Here is a 16,150-nt window from a genome sequence, read left to right on the forward strand (position 1 = left end):
AGGCAGTCTGCCATCCTTGGCCCGGTGTTCGGACAAGAGGGCTGCCGGCTGAGGCTGGAGTGGGGCGGCGAGGGGGTGTCCGCGCTCGGGGGTTCGTGCGCGGTGCTCGTGGTCGTGGACGTGCTGTCGTTCTCGACGGCGGTGGACGTCGTGGTGGCGCGGGGCGGCTCGGTGCGGCCGGTCCGGTGGGCGGACCGCGCGAGCGCGGCGGCGCCGGCGGACCCGTCGTGGTCGCTGCGGCCGTCGTCGCTGGTGGGGGTGCCCGCCGGGGTGGAGCTGGAGCTGCCGTCGCCGAACGGGGCCACGCTGTGCGACGCGGCGGCGGGGACCGGGGCGATCGTGCTGGCGGGGTGCCTGCGCAACGCGGGTGCGGTGGCCGCGGCGGCGGCCGACCTGGCGGGCGGGGGCCCGATCGGCGTGATCCCGGCCGGCGAGCGCTGGGGCGTCGACGTCACCACGCCCCGCGACACCGCGACGTTCGGCCCGCTGCGCCCGGCCGTGGAAGACCTCCTGGGCGCGGGCGCCGTGCTCTCCGCCCTCCTGGCCCAGGGCCTGGGCCCCGCCTCCGTCGAGGCCAAGATCGCGGCCGAGACCTACGACCGGACCCCGGTCGCCGAGGCCCTGACCGCCTGCGTCTCGGGCCGGGAGCTGATCGCCGCCGGCCACGCCCCCGACGTGGCCCTGGCCTCCCGGGTCAACGTGAGCACCGCCGTCCCCCGCCTGACCAACGGCACCCTGCGCCCCACCTGAACCGCGCGTGTCCTCCACTCCGGTATCGCGTGTCCTCCGGTCGGACACCGCGAGTCGCGCGTTCGCGGCACGTGAGGCCGAGGCCCGGAGGTGTCAGGTGGAAGCCTGACCGTGCGACTCGCGGTGCCGGAGTGGAGGACACGCGATGTCTGAGTGGAGGACACGCGGGGTCAGCGTTGGATCGACTTCAGTTCGGTGAACTCGTCGAGGCCGTGGCGGCCGAACTCGCGGCCGTTGCCCGACTGGCGGTAGCCGCCGAACGGGGCGCTCGTGTTGAACGCCGCGCCGTTGATGTCCACCTGGCCCGTGCGCAGGCGCTTGGCCACGGCCAGGGCGCGGGCGGGGTCGGCCGAGAAGACCGCGCCGCCCAGGCCGTAGATGGTCGAGTTGGCGATGCGGACGGCGTCGTCCTCGTCGGTGTAGGGCATGACCGACAGGACCGGGCCGAAGATCTCCTCCTGCGCGATGGTCATGTCGGCTGTGACCTGCCCGAACACCGTGGGCGCGACGTGGAAGCCGCGGGACGTGGGCGCGTCCGGCCCGCCCAGGGCCTGCTTCGCGCCCTCGGCCACGCCCTGCCGGATGTAGCCGACGACGCGGTCGCGCTGGGCGGCCGACACGGCGGGGCCCAGCCGGGTGGTGGGCGCGGTCGGGTCGCCCGGCACATACTTCGCCGCCGCCGCGACGGCGACCTCCAGCGCCTCGTCGTGCCGGGAGGACGGCACCAGCAGCCGGGTCCACGCGCTGCACGCCTGCCCGTTGTTCATGAACGCGTTGGCCACGCCGATCTTCACCGCCCGCGCGAGGTCGGCGTCGTCCAGCACGACGTTCGCGGACTTGCCGCCCAGCTCCAGCGCCACCCGCTTGACCGTCCCGGCGGCCAGCGCGGACACCCGCCGCCCGGCGCGCGTCGAGCCGGTGAACGACACCATGTCCACCATCGGGTGAGCCGCCAGGGCCTCGCCGACCACCGGTCCCGTGCCGTGGACCAGCGAGAACACCCCTTCGGGCACCCCCGCGCCCGACAGCACCGACGCCAGCAGGTCGGCGGTGAACGGCGCCAGCTCGCTCGGCTTCAGCACCACGGTGCACCCGGCGGCCAGCGCGGGCACCACCTTGGCGACCATCTGCTGGAGCGGGAAGTTCCACGGCGTGATGGCCGCGACCACGCCGACCGGCTCCCGCAGCACCAGCGAGTTGCCGATCTCCTCGCCGTCGAAATATCCACCCGAAAGTGTGGTCTCGATACCGCGGGCGATGCCGATCGGGTTGGGCACCTGCACCCTCGACGCGAACGTGATGGGCGTGCCCATCTCGGCGGTCATGGTCGAGGCGAACTCGCCCGCCCGCGCCGAGAGCCCGTCCGCCACGGCCCGCACGACGGCCAGCCGCTCCTCCACCGGGGTCGCCGACCACCCCGGGAACGCGGCGGCGGCCCTGGTCACGGCGGCGTCCACGTCACCGGCGGTGCCGGCGCGGACGGTGCCGAGGACCTCCTCGGTGGTCGGGTTGACGACCTCGATCACGACAGGCTCCCCGAACGTGATGTGACACTCTTGGACGGATCGCGCCCAAGGGTGTCACACCGCGCGCGTCAGGAGAAGTCCAGGCCACCGGTCCGGGTGCGCTTCAGCTCGAAGAACTGCGGGAAGCCCGCCAGCAGCCGCGCGCCGTCGAACACCTTCACCGCGTCCTCGCCGCGCGGGATCTTGCTGAGCACCGGCCCGAAGAACGCCACCCCGTCGATGTGGATGGTCGGCGTGCCCACGTCCGTGCCCACCGGGTCCATGCCCCGGTGGTGGCTGGCCCGCAGGTCCTCGTCGTGCTCGTCGGTGTGCGCCGCCTCGGCCAGCTCCGCGGGCAGGCCCAGCTCGTCCAGCGCCTCCGTGATGACCTGGTCCCAGTCCTTGTTGCCCTGGTTGTGGATGCGGGTGCCGAACGCGGTGTAGAGGTCGCGCAGCACGCCGTCGCCCTTCAGCTTCGCCGCCGCGATGGCCACCCGCACCGGGCCCCACCCGCGGTCGAGCATCTCCCGGTACTCGGCCGACACGTCACGGCCCTCGTTCAGCACGGACAGGCTCATGACCCGGAAGTTCAGGTCGATGTCCCGCTGCTTCTCGACCTCCAGGATCCACCGGGACGAGATCCACGCGAACGGGCAGATCGGGTCGAAGTAGAAGTCGACGGCCGTGCGTCCCTCGGTCGACATGCGGTGCTCTCCATCCGTGCCGGTGCGTGCCGCGGGTGCGGCGTTCACCCCTTCACAACGAAGCGATGTGACGCAGTCTTCCCTCGGACGCCTGTCCACTTCTCGGCACGCGTCGTGATTGGATGCGACTGTCGTGTTCACCCATGCGACACCTATCCCGTTCCGACGAGGTCAGCGCCAAGTGCGCCGGCAGACGAGGTGACCAGTGGCGGCACCCAACCTCACCCGCGACCAGGCGCAGCAACGGGCTGCGCTGCTGGAGGTCGACTCCTACCGGATCGAGCTGGACCTGACCGACGGCGGCGGCAAGCCCGGCTCGGACACGTTCCGCTCCACCACGGTGGTCACGTTCCGCAGCCGCACGCCGGGCGAGTCCTCGTGGATCGACATCGTCGCCGCCAACGTCCACCGCGCCGTGCTCAACGGCCGCGAGGTCGACGTGTCCTCCTACCGGGAGGAGGACGGCCTCCACCTGCCCGACCTGGCCGACGTCAACGAGCTGGTCGTCGAGGCCGACTGCCGGTACATGAACACCGGCGAGGGCCTGCACCGGTTCGTCGACCCGGTCGACGGCGAGGTCTACCTGTACTCGCAGTTCGAGACGGCGGACGCCAAGCGCATGTTCGCCTGCTTCGACCAGCCCGACCTGAAGGCCGTCTACACCCTGACGGTGACCGCGCCGCACCACTGGAAGGTCATCTCCAACGCCGCGATCGAGTCCACTGAGGACGGGCCGGGCGGCGCGGACGTGCACCGCTTCGGGACCACGAAGCCCATCTCCACCTACCTGGTGGCGCTGGTCGCGGGCCCGTACGCGGAGTGGCGCGACGAGTTCACCGACGGTGGGACCACCATCCCGCTGGGCATCTACTGCCGCGCCTCGCTGGCCCCGCACATGGACCACGAGCGCCTGTTCACCGAGACCAAGCAGGGTTTCGGCTTCTTCCACGGCGCGTTCGGCGTCGAGTACCCGTTCGGCAAGTACGACCAGTGCTTCGTGCCGGAGTTCAACGCGGGCGCGATGGAGAACGCGGGCTGCGTCACCTTCCTGGAGGACTACGTCTTCCGCAGCCGGGTGACCCGCTACCTGTACGAGCGGCGCGCCGAGACCGTGCTGCACGAGATGGCGCACATGTGGTTCGGCGACCTGGTCACCATGCGCTGGTGGGACGACCTGTGGCTGAACGAGTCGTTCGCCACCTGGGCGTCGGTGCTGGCGCAGGCCGAGGCGACCGAGTACCGGCAGGCGTGGACCACGTTCGCCAAGATCGAGAAGTCCTGGGCGTACCGGCAGGACCAGCTGCCGTCCACGCACCCCGTGGCCTCGGACATCCCGGACCTCCAGGCGGTCGAGGTCAACTTCGACGGCATCACCTACGCCAAGGGCGCCAGCGTCCTCAAGCAGCTCGTGGCGTACGTGGGGCTGGAGAACTTCCTGGCCGGCCTGCGGGTGTACTTCGCCAAGCACGAGTGGGGCAACGCCACGCTGGCCGACCTGCTCGGCGCGCTGGAGGAGGCGTCCGGCCGCGACCTGTCGTGGTGGAGCGCCCAGTGGCTGGAGACCACCGGCCTGAACCTGCTGCGCCCGAAGTTCACCGTCGACGCGGAGGGCCGCTTCACCGAGTTCGCCGTCCTCCAGGGCGGGGCCCGGCCGGGCGCGGGCGAGCTGCGCACGCACCGGCTGGCCATCGGCGTCTACGACGACGAGAACGGCAAGCTGGTGCGCAAGCACCGCGTCGAGCTGGACGTGTCGGGCGAGCGGACCGAGGTGCCGGAGCTGGTCGGCGTGCACCGGGGCAAGCTGGTGCTGGTCAACGACGACGACCTGACCTACTGCACGATGCGGCTGGACCCGGACTCGCTGGCGTCGCTGATCGACCACATCTCCGACATCGCCGAGCCGCTGCCGCGCACCCTGTGCTGGTCGGCGGCGTGGGAGATGACCCGCGAGGCCGAGCTGAAGGCCCGCGACTTCGTCAACCTGGTGCTGGGCGGGCTGGCGGCGGAGACCGAGGTCGGCGTGGTGCAGCGGCTGCTGCTCCAGGCGCAGACCGCGCTGTCCTCCTACGCCGACGCCTCGTGGCGCGACGAGGGCTGGCGGCGGTTCACCACGCGGGTGCTGGAGCTGGCGCGGGCCGCGGAGCCCGGTTCGGACCACCAGCTGGCGTTCGTGAACTCGCTGGCCGGCTCCGTGCTGGACGAGCCCTCGCTGGCCGTGCTGCGCGGCTGGTACGACGGCACGGACGTGCTGGAGGGCCTGGACGTGGACACCGACCTGCGGTGGCGGCTGCTGCACGCGCTGGTCGCCCACGGCGCGGCGGGCCTGGACGAGATCCGCGCCGAGGAGGAGCGCGACCCGACCGCGACCGGCCGGCGCCGCGCCGAGTCGGCCCGCGCCCTGCGGCCCACGATCGAGGCCAAGACCGAGGCGTGGGACCGGGCCGTGCACGACGACGAGCTGCCGAACGCGGTGTCCGAGGCCATCGTGGCAGGCATCCAGCACGCCGGGCAGAAGACCCTGCTCCAGCCGTTCGTGGAGCGGTACTTCGCGGACGTGGCCGACGTGTGGGACCGCCGGTCGAGCGAGCGCGCCCAGTCGGTGGTGGTCGGGCTGTTCCCGTCGTGGTCGATCCACCAGGAGACGGTGGCGGCGGCGGACGCCTGGCTGGCCGAGGAGCGCCCACCCGCCCTGCGGCGGCTGGTGTCGGAGGGCCGGGCGGGCATCGTCCGCGCCCTGGCGGCCCAGGAGTTCGACCGGTCCTGAGGACCTGACGACGACGGGGGTGGCACTCGCGGGTGCCACCCCCGTCGTCGTCAGGGGACGCGAGGTCCAGGACGCGCAAAGGCCCCGACCGCGGGGCCGGGGCCTTCTCGGGCGTGCGGGTGCGTCAGTGCTGCTTGGGGGCGTGACCAGCCTGGTCGGTCAGCATCCGCAGGCCGCTGATCAGGCCGCCGGCCAGGTCGCCCTCCTTGAAGGAGGCGATCATGCTCATGACGGCGAGCTTCGCGGCGCGGTCCGGCAGCCGCCGGTGGGACTCCTCGCCGGTCACCACCTCGACCACGCGCTCGCCCGGCGACACCGCGATCAGCACGGCGTGCGCGGGGCGCCCGGTGGAGGCGTGCAGCTCCTCGGCCCGCGCGCGGGTCTCCGCGCCCAGCGCGCCGAGGTAGACGCTGAAGTCCAGGCCGGTGGTGCGGCTCGCCAGCGTCAGCGCCTCGTCCAGCGTCGACAGCTGCACGGCGGTGAACGGCAGGCTCGGCGCGTGCGGCTCGTACATCTTCGCCGCGGACACGCGACCGCTGTTGGTCACGGCCGCACCGAGCGGCAGGGTCGACGGGTCGACCTCGGCACGGGTCAGCTCACCAGTTGCCACGAGCGCCTCCCTTGGCGGTGCGGCCCTCGACCGGCGCGGTGGCGACCTGGTGGGCGCCACCGGGCAGGCCGGCGGGGTTGGCGGTCCACCACACGGGCGCGTAATCCCATTCCTGGCCCGGCCGGTACCGCTGGATGCGGGTGGCCTTCGGCCTCAGCGTCAGTAGCGTGATCACGCCGTAGATGGCCAGCGGGATCAGCGCGAAGACGAGCACGGTCTCCACGATGGTCACGGCGGTTACGGTAACCGATCGCCCCGGTCCGCTCAGGGCGAGGTCACCCGTATCCGCACTGGGCGGGTCGGGCCCGGTCCGCGCCGGCCCGCCGGCGGGCGCGCTATCTGTGAACGCCGCGCCGGTGATGTGAGGCCCCGTCACGCTCCGCGCGCCGCCCAGCCCTTGGGACGCCGGTGACGGCCCCCGACCCGCGCCCCATCACACCCGGTGTGCGAGGGCACGTGGCATGGGGAGGCCCGATCGGGGCCACCCCTACCAGGAGAGATGTCACCCGCGGTGGTCGTGGACGCCGGATGCAGCAGTCCGACCGCTCGATCGTCGCAGCGCGTGCACCCGGAAGGACTTCGCCCGGAAGGAGGTGAATGGCGGCCGGTTTGGCGTCTTGTCCCGAGCCCACTCGGCTTCTAACTTTTCACCTGTACGGCTCTTGCGCACCCCTTCAGGGATCAAAAATCCCGTCCCATACGTCTCGGAGGCCACGACATGTACACCGTGAACCACGCTCAGGTCGCCGCCCTCACCCTTTCGCCGTACACCCGATCGGAGCAGAGCGTTACGACTGTTCAGGCTCCGCCGGCGTTCTCCGACTCGGTGCGCATCACCGCTTCGGACTCCGTTCGGATCACCGCGTCCGACTCCGTCCGGATCACGGCCTCCGACTCGGTGCGGATCACCTCGCGGGACTCGGTGCGCATCACGGCCTCCGACTCCGTGCGCATCACGGCCTCCGACTCGGTCCGGATCACGGGCCGGGACTCGGTCCGGATCACCGCGCGGGACTCGGTGCGCATCACCTCGCGGGAGTCCGTGCGGATCACCGCGTCCGACTCCGTGCGCATCACGGCGCGCCGCGAGGACCTCGCCCCGGCGGCGTGACCAGGGGCGTCAGGCGGCGGGTTCGCCCAGGTAGGGCAGCCACAGCGGGTCGGCCTCGGTGACGCCGGCCAGCAGCCGCCAATGGGGCCCGCGAGGCGCCGCGGGCACCACGCGCAACCTCCACCCCAGCTCCGACAGCAGCTTGTCGGCCTTGCGGTGGTTGCACTTGGCGCAGCAGGCGACGCAGTTGGTCCACGAGTGCGCGCCGCCCCGGCTGCGCGGCACGACGTGGTCGATCGTCTCGGCCCGCCCGCCGCAGTAGGCGCAGCGGTACCGGTCGCGGTGCATCAGCCCGGCGCGGGTCAGCGGGACCCGGCCGCGGTAGGGCACCCGCACGTAGTTCGCCAGCCTGATCACCGACGGCACGACCACCTCGGCCGTCGAGGAGTGGACCACGGCCCCCTGCGGGTCGCCGTGCACCACCTCCGCCTTCCCGCACACCACCAGCACCACGGCGCGCCGCAGCGGCAGGGCGGTCAGGGGCTCGAACGTGGCGTTGAGCAGGAGGACCTTGCGCCTCCCCCAGGGCAGCACCAAGGGGGCCGGACCGGCTCCCTCCCCGCCGACCACGGCGTGCACGCCGAGCTGTTTTTGGCCGGACGGGACCGACGACGCGATCCCGGCGTTCACCAGGGCGCCGATCGGGGTGGGTTGTCGGTCTGGCACGCGACCACCTCCACCGGTTCAGCCCTAGGAGACCACAGATCACCGACAAAAATCACCTGTGATATGTGACGTGTCACGGAGTCGTGCCTGAAACTTCGGTGAACCCAGCCCTGTTGACGATCGTTTTCAACTCGCGCGCTACGCTCGGCGAGGTGACCGAGCCTCCCCGCGCAGCGCTGCCTGCGACGACCACCTACCCGGCCGCCGAACGGCTCGACCTCGTCGAGGACCTGCACGGGCACGCCGTGGCCGACCCCTACCGCTGGCTGGAGGACCCGGCCGACCCCCGCACCGCCGCCTGGTCGGCCGCCCAGGACGAACTCACCCGTTCGTGGTTGGACGCGATGCCCGGCCGCGACGCCCTCGGCGCCCGCGTCTCCGAGCTGATGCGGACCGGTTCCGTCGGCGTCCCCGTGTGGCGGGCGGGCCGCGCGTTCTACACCCGGCGCGACCCCGACCAGGACCTCCCCGTGCTCTACGTGCGCGTGGACGGCGTGGAGCGCGTGCTGCTCGACCCCACCGCCCTCGACCCGACCGGCCGCACGACCCTCGACCGCTGGTCGCCCTCCCGGGAGGGCACGCGCCTGGCCTACCAGGTGTCCGTGGGCGGCGACGAGCACTCGTTGCTGCACGTCATCGACGTCGACTCCGGCGAGCTGCTCGACGGCCCGATCGACCGCTGCCGCTACTCGCCCGTGGGCTGGCTGCCCGGCGGCGAGGAGTTCTTCTACGTGCGGCGGCTCGACCCGGCCCTGGTGCCCGAGGACGAGCGCCAGTTCCACCGCCGGGTCTGGCGGCACCGGGTCGGCACGCCCGCCGACGAGGACGTGAACGTGCACGGCGACGGCCTCGACCACACCTACTACTACGGCCTGTCGGTGTCCGAGGACGGCCGTTGGCTGGTGGTCAGCGGCGCGCCGGGCACCGTCCGCCGCGACTCCGTGTGGATCGCGGACCTGCACGGGTCCGCCGGGCTGCGACGGGTGCTCTCCGCCGAGGACGGCGCCCAGTGCTCCGCGTGGGTCGAGGCCGACGGCCGCCTCTACCTGCTGACCAGCCTGGGCGCGCCCCGCTTCCGCCTGTGCGTCGCCGACCCGGCCGCCCCGGAGGAGTGGACCGAGCTGATCGCCGAGGAGCCCGACTCCGTCCTGGACGCGGTGGTGCCCCTCGACGGGTCGCTGGTCGTCATGCGCACCCGGCACGCGGTGTCCGAGCTGCACCTGCACGGCCCCGACGGGGCCCACGTGCGCCGGATCGACCTGCCCGGCACCGGGTCGCTGCACGGGTTGTCCACAGCGGACGAGTTGACCCTTGCCGATCGCGACGTGCTGTGGTTCGGCTGGTCGGACTTCGTGACCCCCACGTCCGTCTACCGCTTCTCCCTCTCCACGGGCGCCGTCACGCTCGACACCGCGCCGCCCGGGGCGGTGGTCCTGCCGGAGTTGTCCACAAGTCAGGTTTCCTACCTGTCGGCGGACGGCACGACCGTGCGAATGTTCGTGGTGTCCGGGGCGCGGCACCCGGACCTGCCCAGGCCGACGCTGCTGACCGGGTACGGCGGGTTCGCGGTCGGGCGCGGCCCGGGGTACAGCGCGACGACGTTGGCGTGGGTCGAGGCGGGCGGTGTGTGGGCGCACGCGTCGCTGCGGGGCGGCGACGAGGAGGGAGAGGAATGGCACAAGGCCGGGATGCGGTCGCGGAAGCAGAACGTGTTCGACGACTTCCACGCGGCGGCGGAGCGGCTGATCGCCGACGGGTGGACCACGCCGGAGCAGCTGTCGATCATGGGCGGCTCCAACGGCGGCCTGCTGGTCGGGGCGGCGCTGACGCAGCGCCCGGAGCTCTACGCGGCCGTGGTGTGCTCGGCGCCACTGCTGGACATGGTGCGGTACGAGAACTTCCTGCTCGGGCGGCTGTGGGCGGAGGAGTACGGTTCCGCCTCCGTGCCCGAGGAGCTGGGGTGGCTGCTGGCCTACTCCCCGTACCACCGGGTGCGCGACGGGGTTGAGTACCCTTCGGTGCTGTTCACGGTCTTCGAGTCGGACAGCCGCGTGGACCCGAACCACGCCCGCAAGATGTGCGCCGCGCTGCAGCACGCGACGGCGAGCGATCCGACCAAGCACCCGGTGCTGATCCGCCGGGAGACCGAGGTCGGGCACGCGGGGCGGTCGGTGAGCCGGACGGTCGGGCTGGCCGTGGACCAGTTGACCTTCTTGGCCTGGGCCACCGGGCTCGAGTTGGCGACGGGCAGTGAGGCGGGCGCCGGGACCGGGTCCGGGACCGGCGCCGTGTTGTAGACCGGCTGGTGGAGATCTGGAGGACTGCTACGTGCTGAACGTGGAGCCGACGCTCGCTGTCGACTGGTGGGTCGTCAACGGCCCGAAGATGGCGGGCGGCGCACTGCGGATCGTGCTGATCGTGATCGTGGCGGTGGTCATCCGGGCGGTCCTGCGGCGGCTGATCGACGGCATGACGCGGGGCAACGGGGGCCGCAAGCCCAAGCTGCTCAAGCCGCTGCGGGAGCGCGCGCCCCAGGCGCTGGGCGCGTTCGCCTCGGAGCGGCGGGAGCAGCGGGCCAAGACCATCGGCTCGGTGCTGAAGTCGTTCGTCACGATCATCGTGTTCGGCGTGGCGTTCATCCAGGTCCTGACCGAGCTGGGCATGAACGTCGCCCCGATCCTGACCTCGGCGGGCATCCTCGGCGTGGCCATCGGCTTCGGCGCGCAGAACCTGGTCAAGGACTTCCTGGCCGGCATGTTCATGATGCTGGAGGACCAGTACGGCGTGGGTGACGTGGTCGACCTCGGGCCCGCCACCGGCACGGTCGAGTCGGTGGCGTTGCGCACCACCACGATCCGCGACACCAACGGCACGGTCTGGTACGTCCGCAACGGCGAGATCCTGCGCGTGGGCAACTCGTCGCAGGGGTTCGCCGTGGCGGTGGTGGACCTCCCGCTGGCCTACGGCGCCAACCTGGCCTCGGCCACGGAGGTGCTGACGGCGGCGGCCGAGAAGGCCACGGAGGCGGAGCCGCTGTCCAAGGACGTGACGGACAAGCCGCAGGTCCTGGGCGTGGAGAAGGTGACGCCGGAGGGCATCACCATGCGCGTGACGGTCAAGGTGCGGCCGGGGCGGCAGTGGGCCGTCCAGCGCGCGCTGCGGGCGACGCTGATGCCTGCGCTGGAGGACGCGGGGATTTCGCTCAAGGCTTCGTGAGGTTCACGGGCCGTAGAGATTCAAAGATCAAAGATCAAAGATCAAGAGCGGGCGCTCGCCGCTGGGCAGGCCTCCGGGGGAAGGGCGTGGGCTCGTGTTCCCCCGCATGGCCTGACTGAGGCAACCACACTCGTCAAGGGGTGTCGCGAAGGGCGTGCGACACCCCTTGACAAGCGCGGTCGGGCTGCGCCCAGGCCATACGGGGGAACACGAGGGCGCCCGGTTTGTTGGGGTTCTGTTTGTCCCTTTTGTCCGTCGTGGTTCGGGTGTTGTGGTGAGGGTTGCTCTTGATCGGTGAGACCTCTGCCACAGGACGGGGTCCCCACCTCGTGGGCTGGGAGGTGGTTGTGCGCTTCTCCCGGTCGGCTGAGGCAGGATGGAGAGGTGACCACTCCTCCGGAGAACTTCTACGAAGCGGTGGGCGGGTACGACACGTTCCACCGGATCGTCAAGCGCTTCTACGAAGAGGTGGCGACCGACCCGATCCTCCGGCCCCTCTACCCGGAAGAAGACCTCGGCCCCGCCGAGGAGCGCTTCCGGTTGTTCCTGATGCAGTACTGGGGCGGCCCGCACACCTACTCCGACACCCGGGGGCACCCCCGGTTGCGGATGCGGCACGCCCCGTTCGTCATCGGGCCCGTGGAGCGGGACGCCTGGTTGCGCTGCATGGAGGTCGCCGTCGACTCGGTCGAGCTGGACCCCGAGCACCGCAAGCAGCTGTGGGCTTACCTGGACATGGCCGCCAACAGCTTGATGAACGCCTGGGCCTGACATCGCCCGGAACACGCTCGGTCACCGTGCGTTGCCCCACCGAACGGGCTCGTGCCCCAGGCCGCGAATGGCAGGATGACACCTCGTGCGACGATCCTCCGACCTTCAACCAGAGATCGCCGACGAGTCCGCCTGGTGGCGTGACGCCGTCTTCTACCAGGTCTACGTCCGGTCGTTCGCCGACGCAAACGGCGACGGCGTCGGCGACCTGGACGGCATCCGCTCCCGGCTCGGGTACCTCGAGCTGCTCGGGGTGGACGCGCTGTGGCTGACGCCGTTCTTCACCTCGCCCATGGCGGACCACGGCTACGACGTGGCCGACCCCCGGAACGTCGACCCCCTCTTCGGCGACCTGGACGCGTTCGACCGGCTGGTCACCGAGGCGCACGCGCACAACATCCGCGTCACGGTCGACCTCGTGCCCAACCACACCAGCGACCGGCACCCGTGGTTCCAGGCCGCCCTGCGCGCCGCCCCCGGCTCGCCGGAGCGCGCCCGCTACGTCTTCCGCGACGGCGGCGGCTTCGACGGTTCCGTGCCGCCCAACAACTGGCCGAGCCAGTTCGGCGGGCCCGCGTGGACGCGCCTGCCGGACGGCCAGTGGTACCTGCACCTGTTCGCGCCCGAGCAGCCGGACCTGAACTGGGCCAACCCGGAGGTGGCCGCCGACCTGGCCCGGACCCTGCGCTTCTGGCTGGACCGGGGCGTCGACGGGTTCCGCATCGACGTGGCGCACGGCATGGCCAAGCCGGAGGACCTGCGCAACATCGACCCGCGCGCCGAGCTGGGTTCCGGCGTGCGGCACGACAACGCCCTGGACCCCCGCTTCGACAACGACGGGGTGCACGACGTGCACCGGATGATCCGCAAGGTCGTCGACGAGTACCCGGGCCGCATGACCGTCGGTGAGATCTGGGTCAAGGACGACGAGCGGTGGGCCCGCTACGTCCGCCCCGACGAGCTGCACCTCGGCTTCAACTTCCGCCTGGTCGAGTCCCCCTTCGACGCGGACGGCGTGCGGTCGGCCATCGAGCACTCCCTGGCGGCCGTGCACGGCACCGACGCCCCGCCCACCTGGACCCTGTCGAACCACGACGTGGTGCGGCACGTGACCCGCTACGGCGACGGCGCGATCGGCCTCCAGCGCGCCCGCGCCATGACCCTGGTCGAGCTGGCCCTGCCCGGCGTGGTCTACCTCTACAACGGCGAGGAGCTGGGCCTGCCGAACGTGGAGCTGCCCGACTGGGCCCTCCAGGACCCGATCTGGACCCGGTCCCGGCACACCCGGCGCGGCCGCGACGGCTGCCGCGTCCCGCTGCCCTGGGAGGGCGACACCCCGCCGTTCGGGTTCACGCAGGGCGTGGGCACCTGGCTGCCGCAGCCGAACGAGTGGGCGGGCCTGACCGCCGAGTCCCAGCTCGAGGACCCGGACTCGATGCTGTCCTTCTACCGGCACGCGATCGAGCTGCGGAAGTCGAACCCGGCGTTCTCCGGCGAGGAGCTGGAGTGGTACGGCGCGCCGGCGGGCTGCTTCGCGTTCCGCCGCAAGGGCGGCGGGCTGATCTGCGCGCTCAACACCTCGGGCGGCCCGGTCCCGCTGCCGCCCGGCGAGGTGCTGCTCTCCAGCGGCCCGATGGACGGCAACCAGCTGCCGCCCGACACGGCCGTCTGGCTGGTCTGAGGGGTCCGGGCGGCGCGCGGGAGGCGCGCCGCCCGGTTCCGCTCACACCAGCAGCGGCAGCATCGAGTGGCGGCGGCGGACGACCGCGCCGAACCGGGCGTCGATGCGCAGCCACGAGTCGGTGGCCGTCACGCGCACGTCGTCGCCGCCCAGGAAGCCCATCCCGGACAGCGCGAACAGGCACCGCATCGGCACCTTCACGTCCAGCCCCGAGCCGCTGACCGTGAGCACGGTCTGGTCCAGCAGCGACGCGGGCGGGGTGCCGCGCGGGCCCGCGTTCTCCCGCGCCACGGCGACGCCCTTCTCCGCCAGCTCGGACACCACGCTGCCGGGCAGCCGGTCCACCGGCAGCCAGCCCGCCGTCGGCGGCAGCGCCGAGCGCCACATCATGTCCCGCGCCGGACCGGGGTCCACGACCTCGCTGCGCACCACCGCCAGGCCGGTGAGCAGGTCGGTCGCCGACACGGTCACGTCGCCGGGCGTCACCTGCCCGGCCACGGTCCGGGTGGCCAGGGCGTCGAACGGGGTCGCCACCCACGCGTCGACCAGGTCGCCGGACGGGCGGTTGCGCAGCCGCACCACCGCCTGGGCGTCGAGCCGCACCGCGCGGGCGACGAAAGCGCCGAGGTCGTCCCGCTCGGCGCGATCGACGAGGACCAGCTCAGGCACCATTACCTCCGGCACGCCAGCCGGCGAGGAAGTCGCGCTCGGCTTCGAGGAGACGGCGCGGACGCCCGGCCGTCAGGTTGTAGGGCACCATCAGTGTCTCAGCCCTGGTCACCACGGCGCCGTCCTCCCGGCGGTCGCCGCGGACCGCGTAGTCGAGCGTGAACGACGCCGACTTCAGCTCCCGCACCGACAGCTCCACCCGGATTTCGTCACCGGTGAACGTCAGCGGCGCCAGGTAGTCCACCACGAGCCGCGCCACGACCATGCCCTCCGCCATCTCCGGCACGCCGTGCCGGGCGGCCTCGGTGAACAGCAGGTCGATCCGCGCCTCCTCCAGCAGGGTCACCGTGTTGGCGTGGTTGACGTGGCCGAACGCGTCCATGTCCGACCAGCGCGGACGAACCCCCGTGACGAACACACCCAACTTGACGCGCCTCCCGCGGTCGACATAGGTGGCAGTGACCTTATCCACGTGCTACACCCAGGTTAAGGCGGCATCCACGTCGAGGAATCGCCCCAGGTCGGCGAGGTCCTCGGCGAGGTCCGGCCGTTCGGCGAACGGGTGGACCTCGAACCGCGCGCCGACCCGCCGCCAGGTGGCGACCACGCGCCCGTCGACCACGACGTGCGGGGTGAGGAACCCGCCGCCGGTCTGGACGAGCCGGGCGTGCGCCGGGTCCAGCAGCGCGGACCGGTCGCGGTAGCCCAGCAGGTAGGGGTCGAAGTGGCCGAGCAGCCGCACCGCGCCGGTGGGCTCGCCCGGCTCGTCCGCGACTTCGGGCAGGTCCCGGACGGCCCGCTTGGGCAGGCCGCTCCACGCGGCGAAGTCGTCCGGCGTGGCGGGGCCGTAGGCGCGGCGGTAGCGGCGCCACAGCTCGTCCACGCCGCGCGGCTCGCACTCGACGCGCAACAACCCGTACCTGTCGTCCAGGCCGCGCCGCAGCACCCCCGAGTGGGCGGCGAACGCCAGCAGGTGCGCCGGCGCCTGCGACCTCGGGTCCAGGGCGACGCCGACCTCCGCCAGCCGCCCGACCAGGGCGTCGCGGGCGAGCGGTTCGGTCAGCACCTCGCGCAGCGCCGGCAGCGCCCGCGCGCACAGCTCGTCGGTCAGCCCCAGCTGCGCCCGCCGCCGCCCGCCCGCGGCGATGAACACCGGTCCCAGCAGCCCCACGACCCACAGGTCGCGCTCGTGCAGCAGGTGCAGGGTGCCGCGCATGGCCCAGGTGCGCACGACCGGCCCGTCCAGCGACCGCACGCCCCGGGCGCGGGCGGCCAGGCGGGCGGCGGGCACGTCCTGGGCCTGGAGCGCGAAGACGGAGTCGAGCAGGTCGTCCACGCCCGAGGCGGGCGCGGACAGCCGCTGGGCCCGCATCCGCCGGGCCGGGACGGTCACCGGGGCCGGGCGCCGGTCGAGCCGCGCACCACCAGCTCGGGCTGGAACACGAACTCGGCGTGGGGCGCGGGCGTGCCGCCGACCTCCTCCAGCAGGGCGTGCACGGCCGCCTGCCCCATGGCCTCCACGGGCTGGCGGATGGTGGTCAGGGGCGGGTCGGCGAACACGATCAGCGGGGAGTCGTCGAAGCCGACCACGGAGACGTCGCGCGGCACGTCCAGGCCGCGCTGCCGGGCCGCGCGGATCGCGCCGAAGGCCATGAGGTCGCTGCCGCAGACCACGGCGGTGCAGCCGCGGTCGAGCAGGGCGT

Annotated in this window: 16 protein-coding genes; 7 read left to right on the plus strand and 9 right to left on the minus strand. The window is 72.5% G+C overall.

All coding sequences use genetic code 11. The features are described 5' to 3' along the window. The first annotated feature begins 24 nt into the window (after positions 1–24). Positions 25–750, plus strand: a complete 726-nt coding sequence (locus ACFV4N_RS04850; RefSeq protein WP_499671155.1) for a 2-phosphosulfolactate phosphatase — start codon at positions 25–27, stop codon at positions 748–750. A 170-nt stretch (positions 751–920) separates the two neighbouring features. On the opposite strand, the gene ACFV4N_RS04855 is transcribed toward ACFV4N_RS04850, so the two are convergent. Both ACFV4N_RS04855 and ACFV4N_RS04860 read right to left on the minus strand, forming a co-directional pair. Beyond that, positions 921–2,276, minus strand: coding sequence for an aldehyde dehydrogenase family protein (locus ACFV4N_RS04855; protein WP_499671156.1), 1,356 nt, complete (start codon positions 2,274–2,276; stop codon positions 921–923). Between the two features lie 68 nt (positions 2,277–2,344). Further along, a complete protein-coding gene (locus ACFV4N_RS04860; protein WP_499671157.1) occupies positions 2,345–2,959 on the minus strand; it encodes a mycothiol-dependent nitroreductase Rv2466c family protein in 615 nt (204 codons plus the stop codon). A gap of 205 nt (positions 2,960–3,164) precedes the next feature. Here ACFV4N_RS04860 and pepN point away from each other — a divergent pair, with 205 nt between their 5' ends. After that, positions 3,165–5,723, plus strand: a complete 2,559-nt coding sequence (gene pepN / locus ACFV4N_RS04865; RefSeq protein WP_499671158.1) for an aminopeptidase N — start codon at positions 3,165–3,167, stop codon at positions 5,721–5,723. Between the two features lie 124 nt (positions 5,724–5,847). Here the strand turns inward: pepN and ACFV4N_RS04870 are convergent, their stop codons facing one another. Beyond that, positions 5,848–6,333, minus strand: a complete 486-nt coding sequence (locus tag ACFV4N_RS04870; protein WP_499671159.1) for a DUF5130 family protein — start codon at positions 6,331–6,333, stop codon at positions 5,848–5,850. After that, complete coding sequence (ctaJ, locus tag ACFV4N_RS04875; RefSeq protein WP_499671160.1) at positions 6,320–6,565, minus strand: aa3-type cytochrome oxidase subunit CtaJ; 246 nt, start codon at positions 6,563–6,565, stop codon at positions 6,320–6,322. The genes ACFV4N_RS04870 and ctaJ overlap by 14 nt, the downstream gene beginning before the upstream one ends. A gap of 594 nt (positions 6,566–7,159) precedes the next feature. On the opposite strand from ctaJ, the gene ACFV4N_RS04880 reads away from it, so the two are divergent. Next, entirely contained in the window at positions 7,160–7,444 is a 285-nt protein-coding gene (locus ACFV4N_RS04880; protein ID WP_499671161.1) for a hypothetical protein, read from the plus strand. A 9-nt stretch (positions 7,445–7,453) separates the two neighbouring features. On the opposite strand, the gene ACFV4N_RS04885 is transcribed toward ACFV4N_RS04880, so the two are convergent. Next, positions 7,454–8,110 (minus strand): HNH endonuclease, encoded by a 657-nt coding sequence (locus tag ACFV4N_RS04885; RefSeq protein WP_499671162.1) that lies wholly within the window; start codon positions 8,108–8,110, stop codon positions 7,454–7,456. Between the two features lie 152 nt (positions 8,111–8,262). Between ACFV4N_RS04885 and ACFV4N_RS04890 the strand changes: the two genes are divergently transcribed. From ACFV4N_RS04890 to ACFV4N_RS04905, 4 genes are all read left to right on the plus strand, one after another. Then, a complete protein-coding gene (locus ACFV4N_RS04890; protein WP_499671163.1) occupies positions 8,263–10,407 on the plus strand; it encodes a prolyl oligopeptidase family serine peptidase in 2,145 nt (714 codons plus the stop codon). Between the two features lie 34 nt (positions 10,408–10,441). Next, positions 10,442–11,326, plus strand: a complete 885-nt coding sequence (locus ACFV4N_RS04895) for a mechanosensitive ion channel family protein (protein ID WP_499671174.1) — start codon at positions 10,442–10,444, stop codon at positions 11,324–11,326. A gap of 384 nt (positions 11,327–11,710) precedes the next feature. Then, positions 11,711–12,097 carry a globin gene (locus tag ACFV4N_RS04900; RefSeq protein ID WP_499671164.1) on the plus strand — a complete coding sequence of 129 codons (387 nt, stop codon included), beginning with the start codon at positions 11,711–11,713 and terminating at the stop codon, positions 12,095–12,097. A gap of 85 nt (positions 12,098–12,182) precedes the next feature. Then, positions 12,183–13,778 (plus strand): glycoside hydrolase family 13 protein, encoded by a 1,596-nt coding sequence (locus ACFV4N_RS04905; protein WP_499671165.1) that lies wholly within the window; start codon positions 12,183–12,185, stop codon positions 13,776–13,778. A gap of 42 nt (positions 13,779–13,820) precedes the next feature. Here ACFV4N_RS04905 and ACFV4N_RS04910 read toward each other — a convergent pair whose 3' ends face one another. The 4 genes from ACFV4N_RS04910 to ACFV4N_RS04925 all read right to left on the minus strand — a co-directional run. Further along, positions 13,821–14,447, minus strand: a complete 627-nt coding sequence (locus ACFV4N_RS04910; protein ID WP_499671166.1) for a DUF8010 domain-containing protein — start codon at positions 14,445–14,447, stop codon at positions 13,821–13,823. Continuing rightward, a complete protein-coding gene (locus tag ACFV4N_RS04915) occupies positions 14,440–14,871 on the minus strand; it encodes an acyl-CoA thioesterase (RefSeq protein ID WP_499671167.1) in 432 nt (143 codons plus the stop codon). The genes ACFV4N_RS04910 and ACFV4N_RS04915 overlap by 8 nt, the downstream gene beginning before the upstream one ends. Before the next feature lie 51 nt (positions 14,872–14,922). Then, positions 14,923–15,840 (minus strand): DNA glycosylase AlkZ-like family protein, encoded by a 918-nt coding sequence (locus ACFV4N_RS04920; protein ID WP_499671168.1) that lies wholly within the window; start codon positions 15,838–15,840, stop codon positions 14,923–14,925. Further along, positions 15,837–16,150: substrate-binding domain-containing protein (locus ACFV4N_RS04925; protein WP_499671169.1), on the minus strand; the 314-nt coding region annotated here is incomplete at its 5' end. The genes ACFV4N_RS04920 and ACFV4N_RS04925, both read right to left, overlap by 4 nt.

The sequence above is a fragment of the Actinosynnema sp. NPDC059797 genome, from assembly GCF_042732085.1.
GTDB lineage: Bacteria > Actinomycetota > Actinomycetes > Mycobacteriales > Pseudonocardiaceae > Actinosynnema.

Excerpts from the sequence above, each read along its gene's own strand:
- ACFV4N_RS04860 (WP_499671157.1), bottom strand. The coding sequence starts at position 2,959 with ATGTCGACCGAGGGACGCACGGCCGTCGACTTCTACTTCGACCCGATC.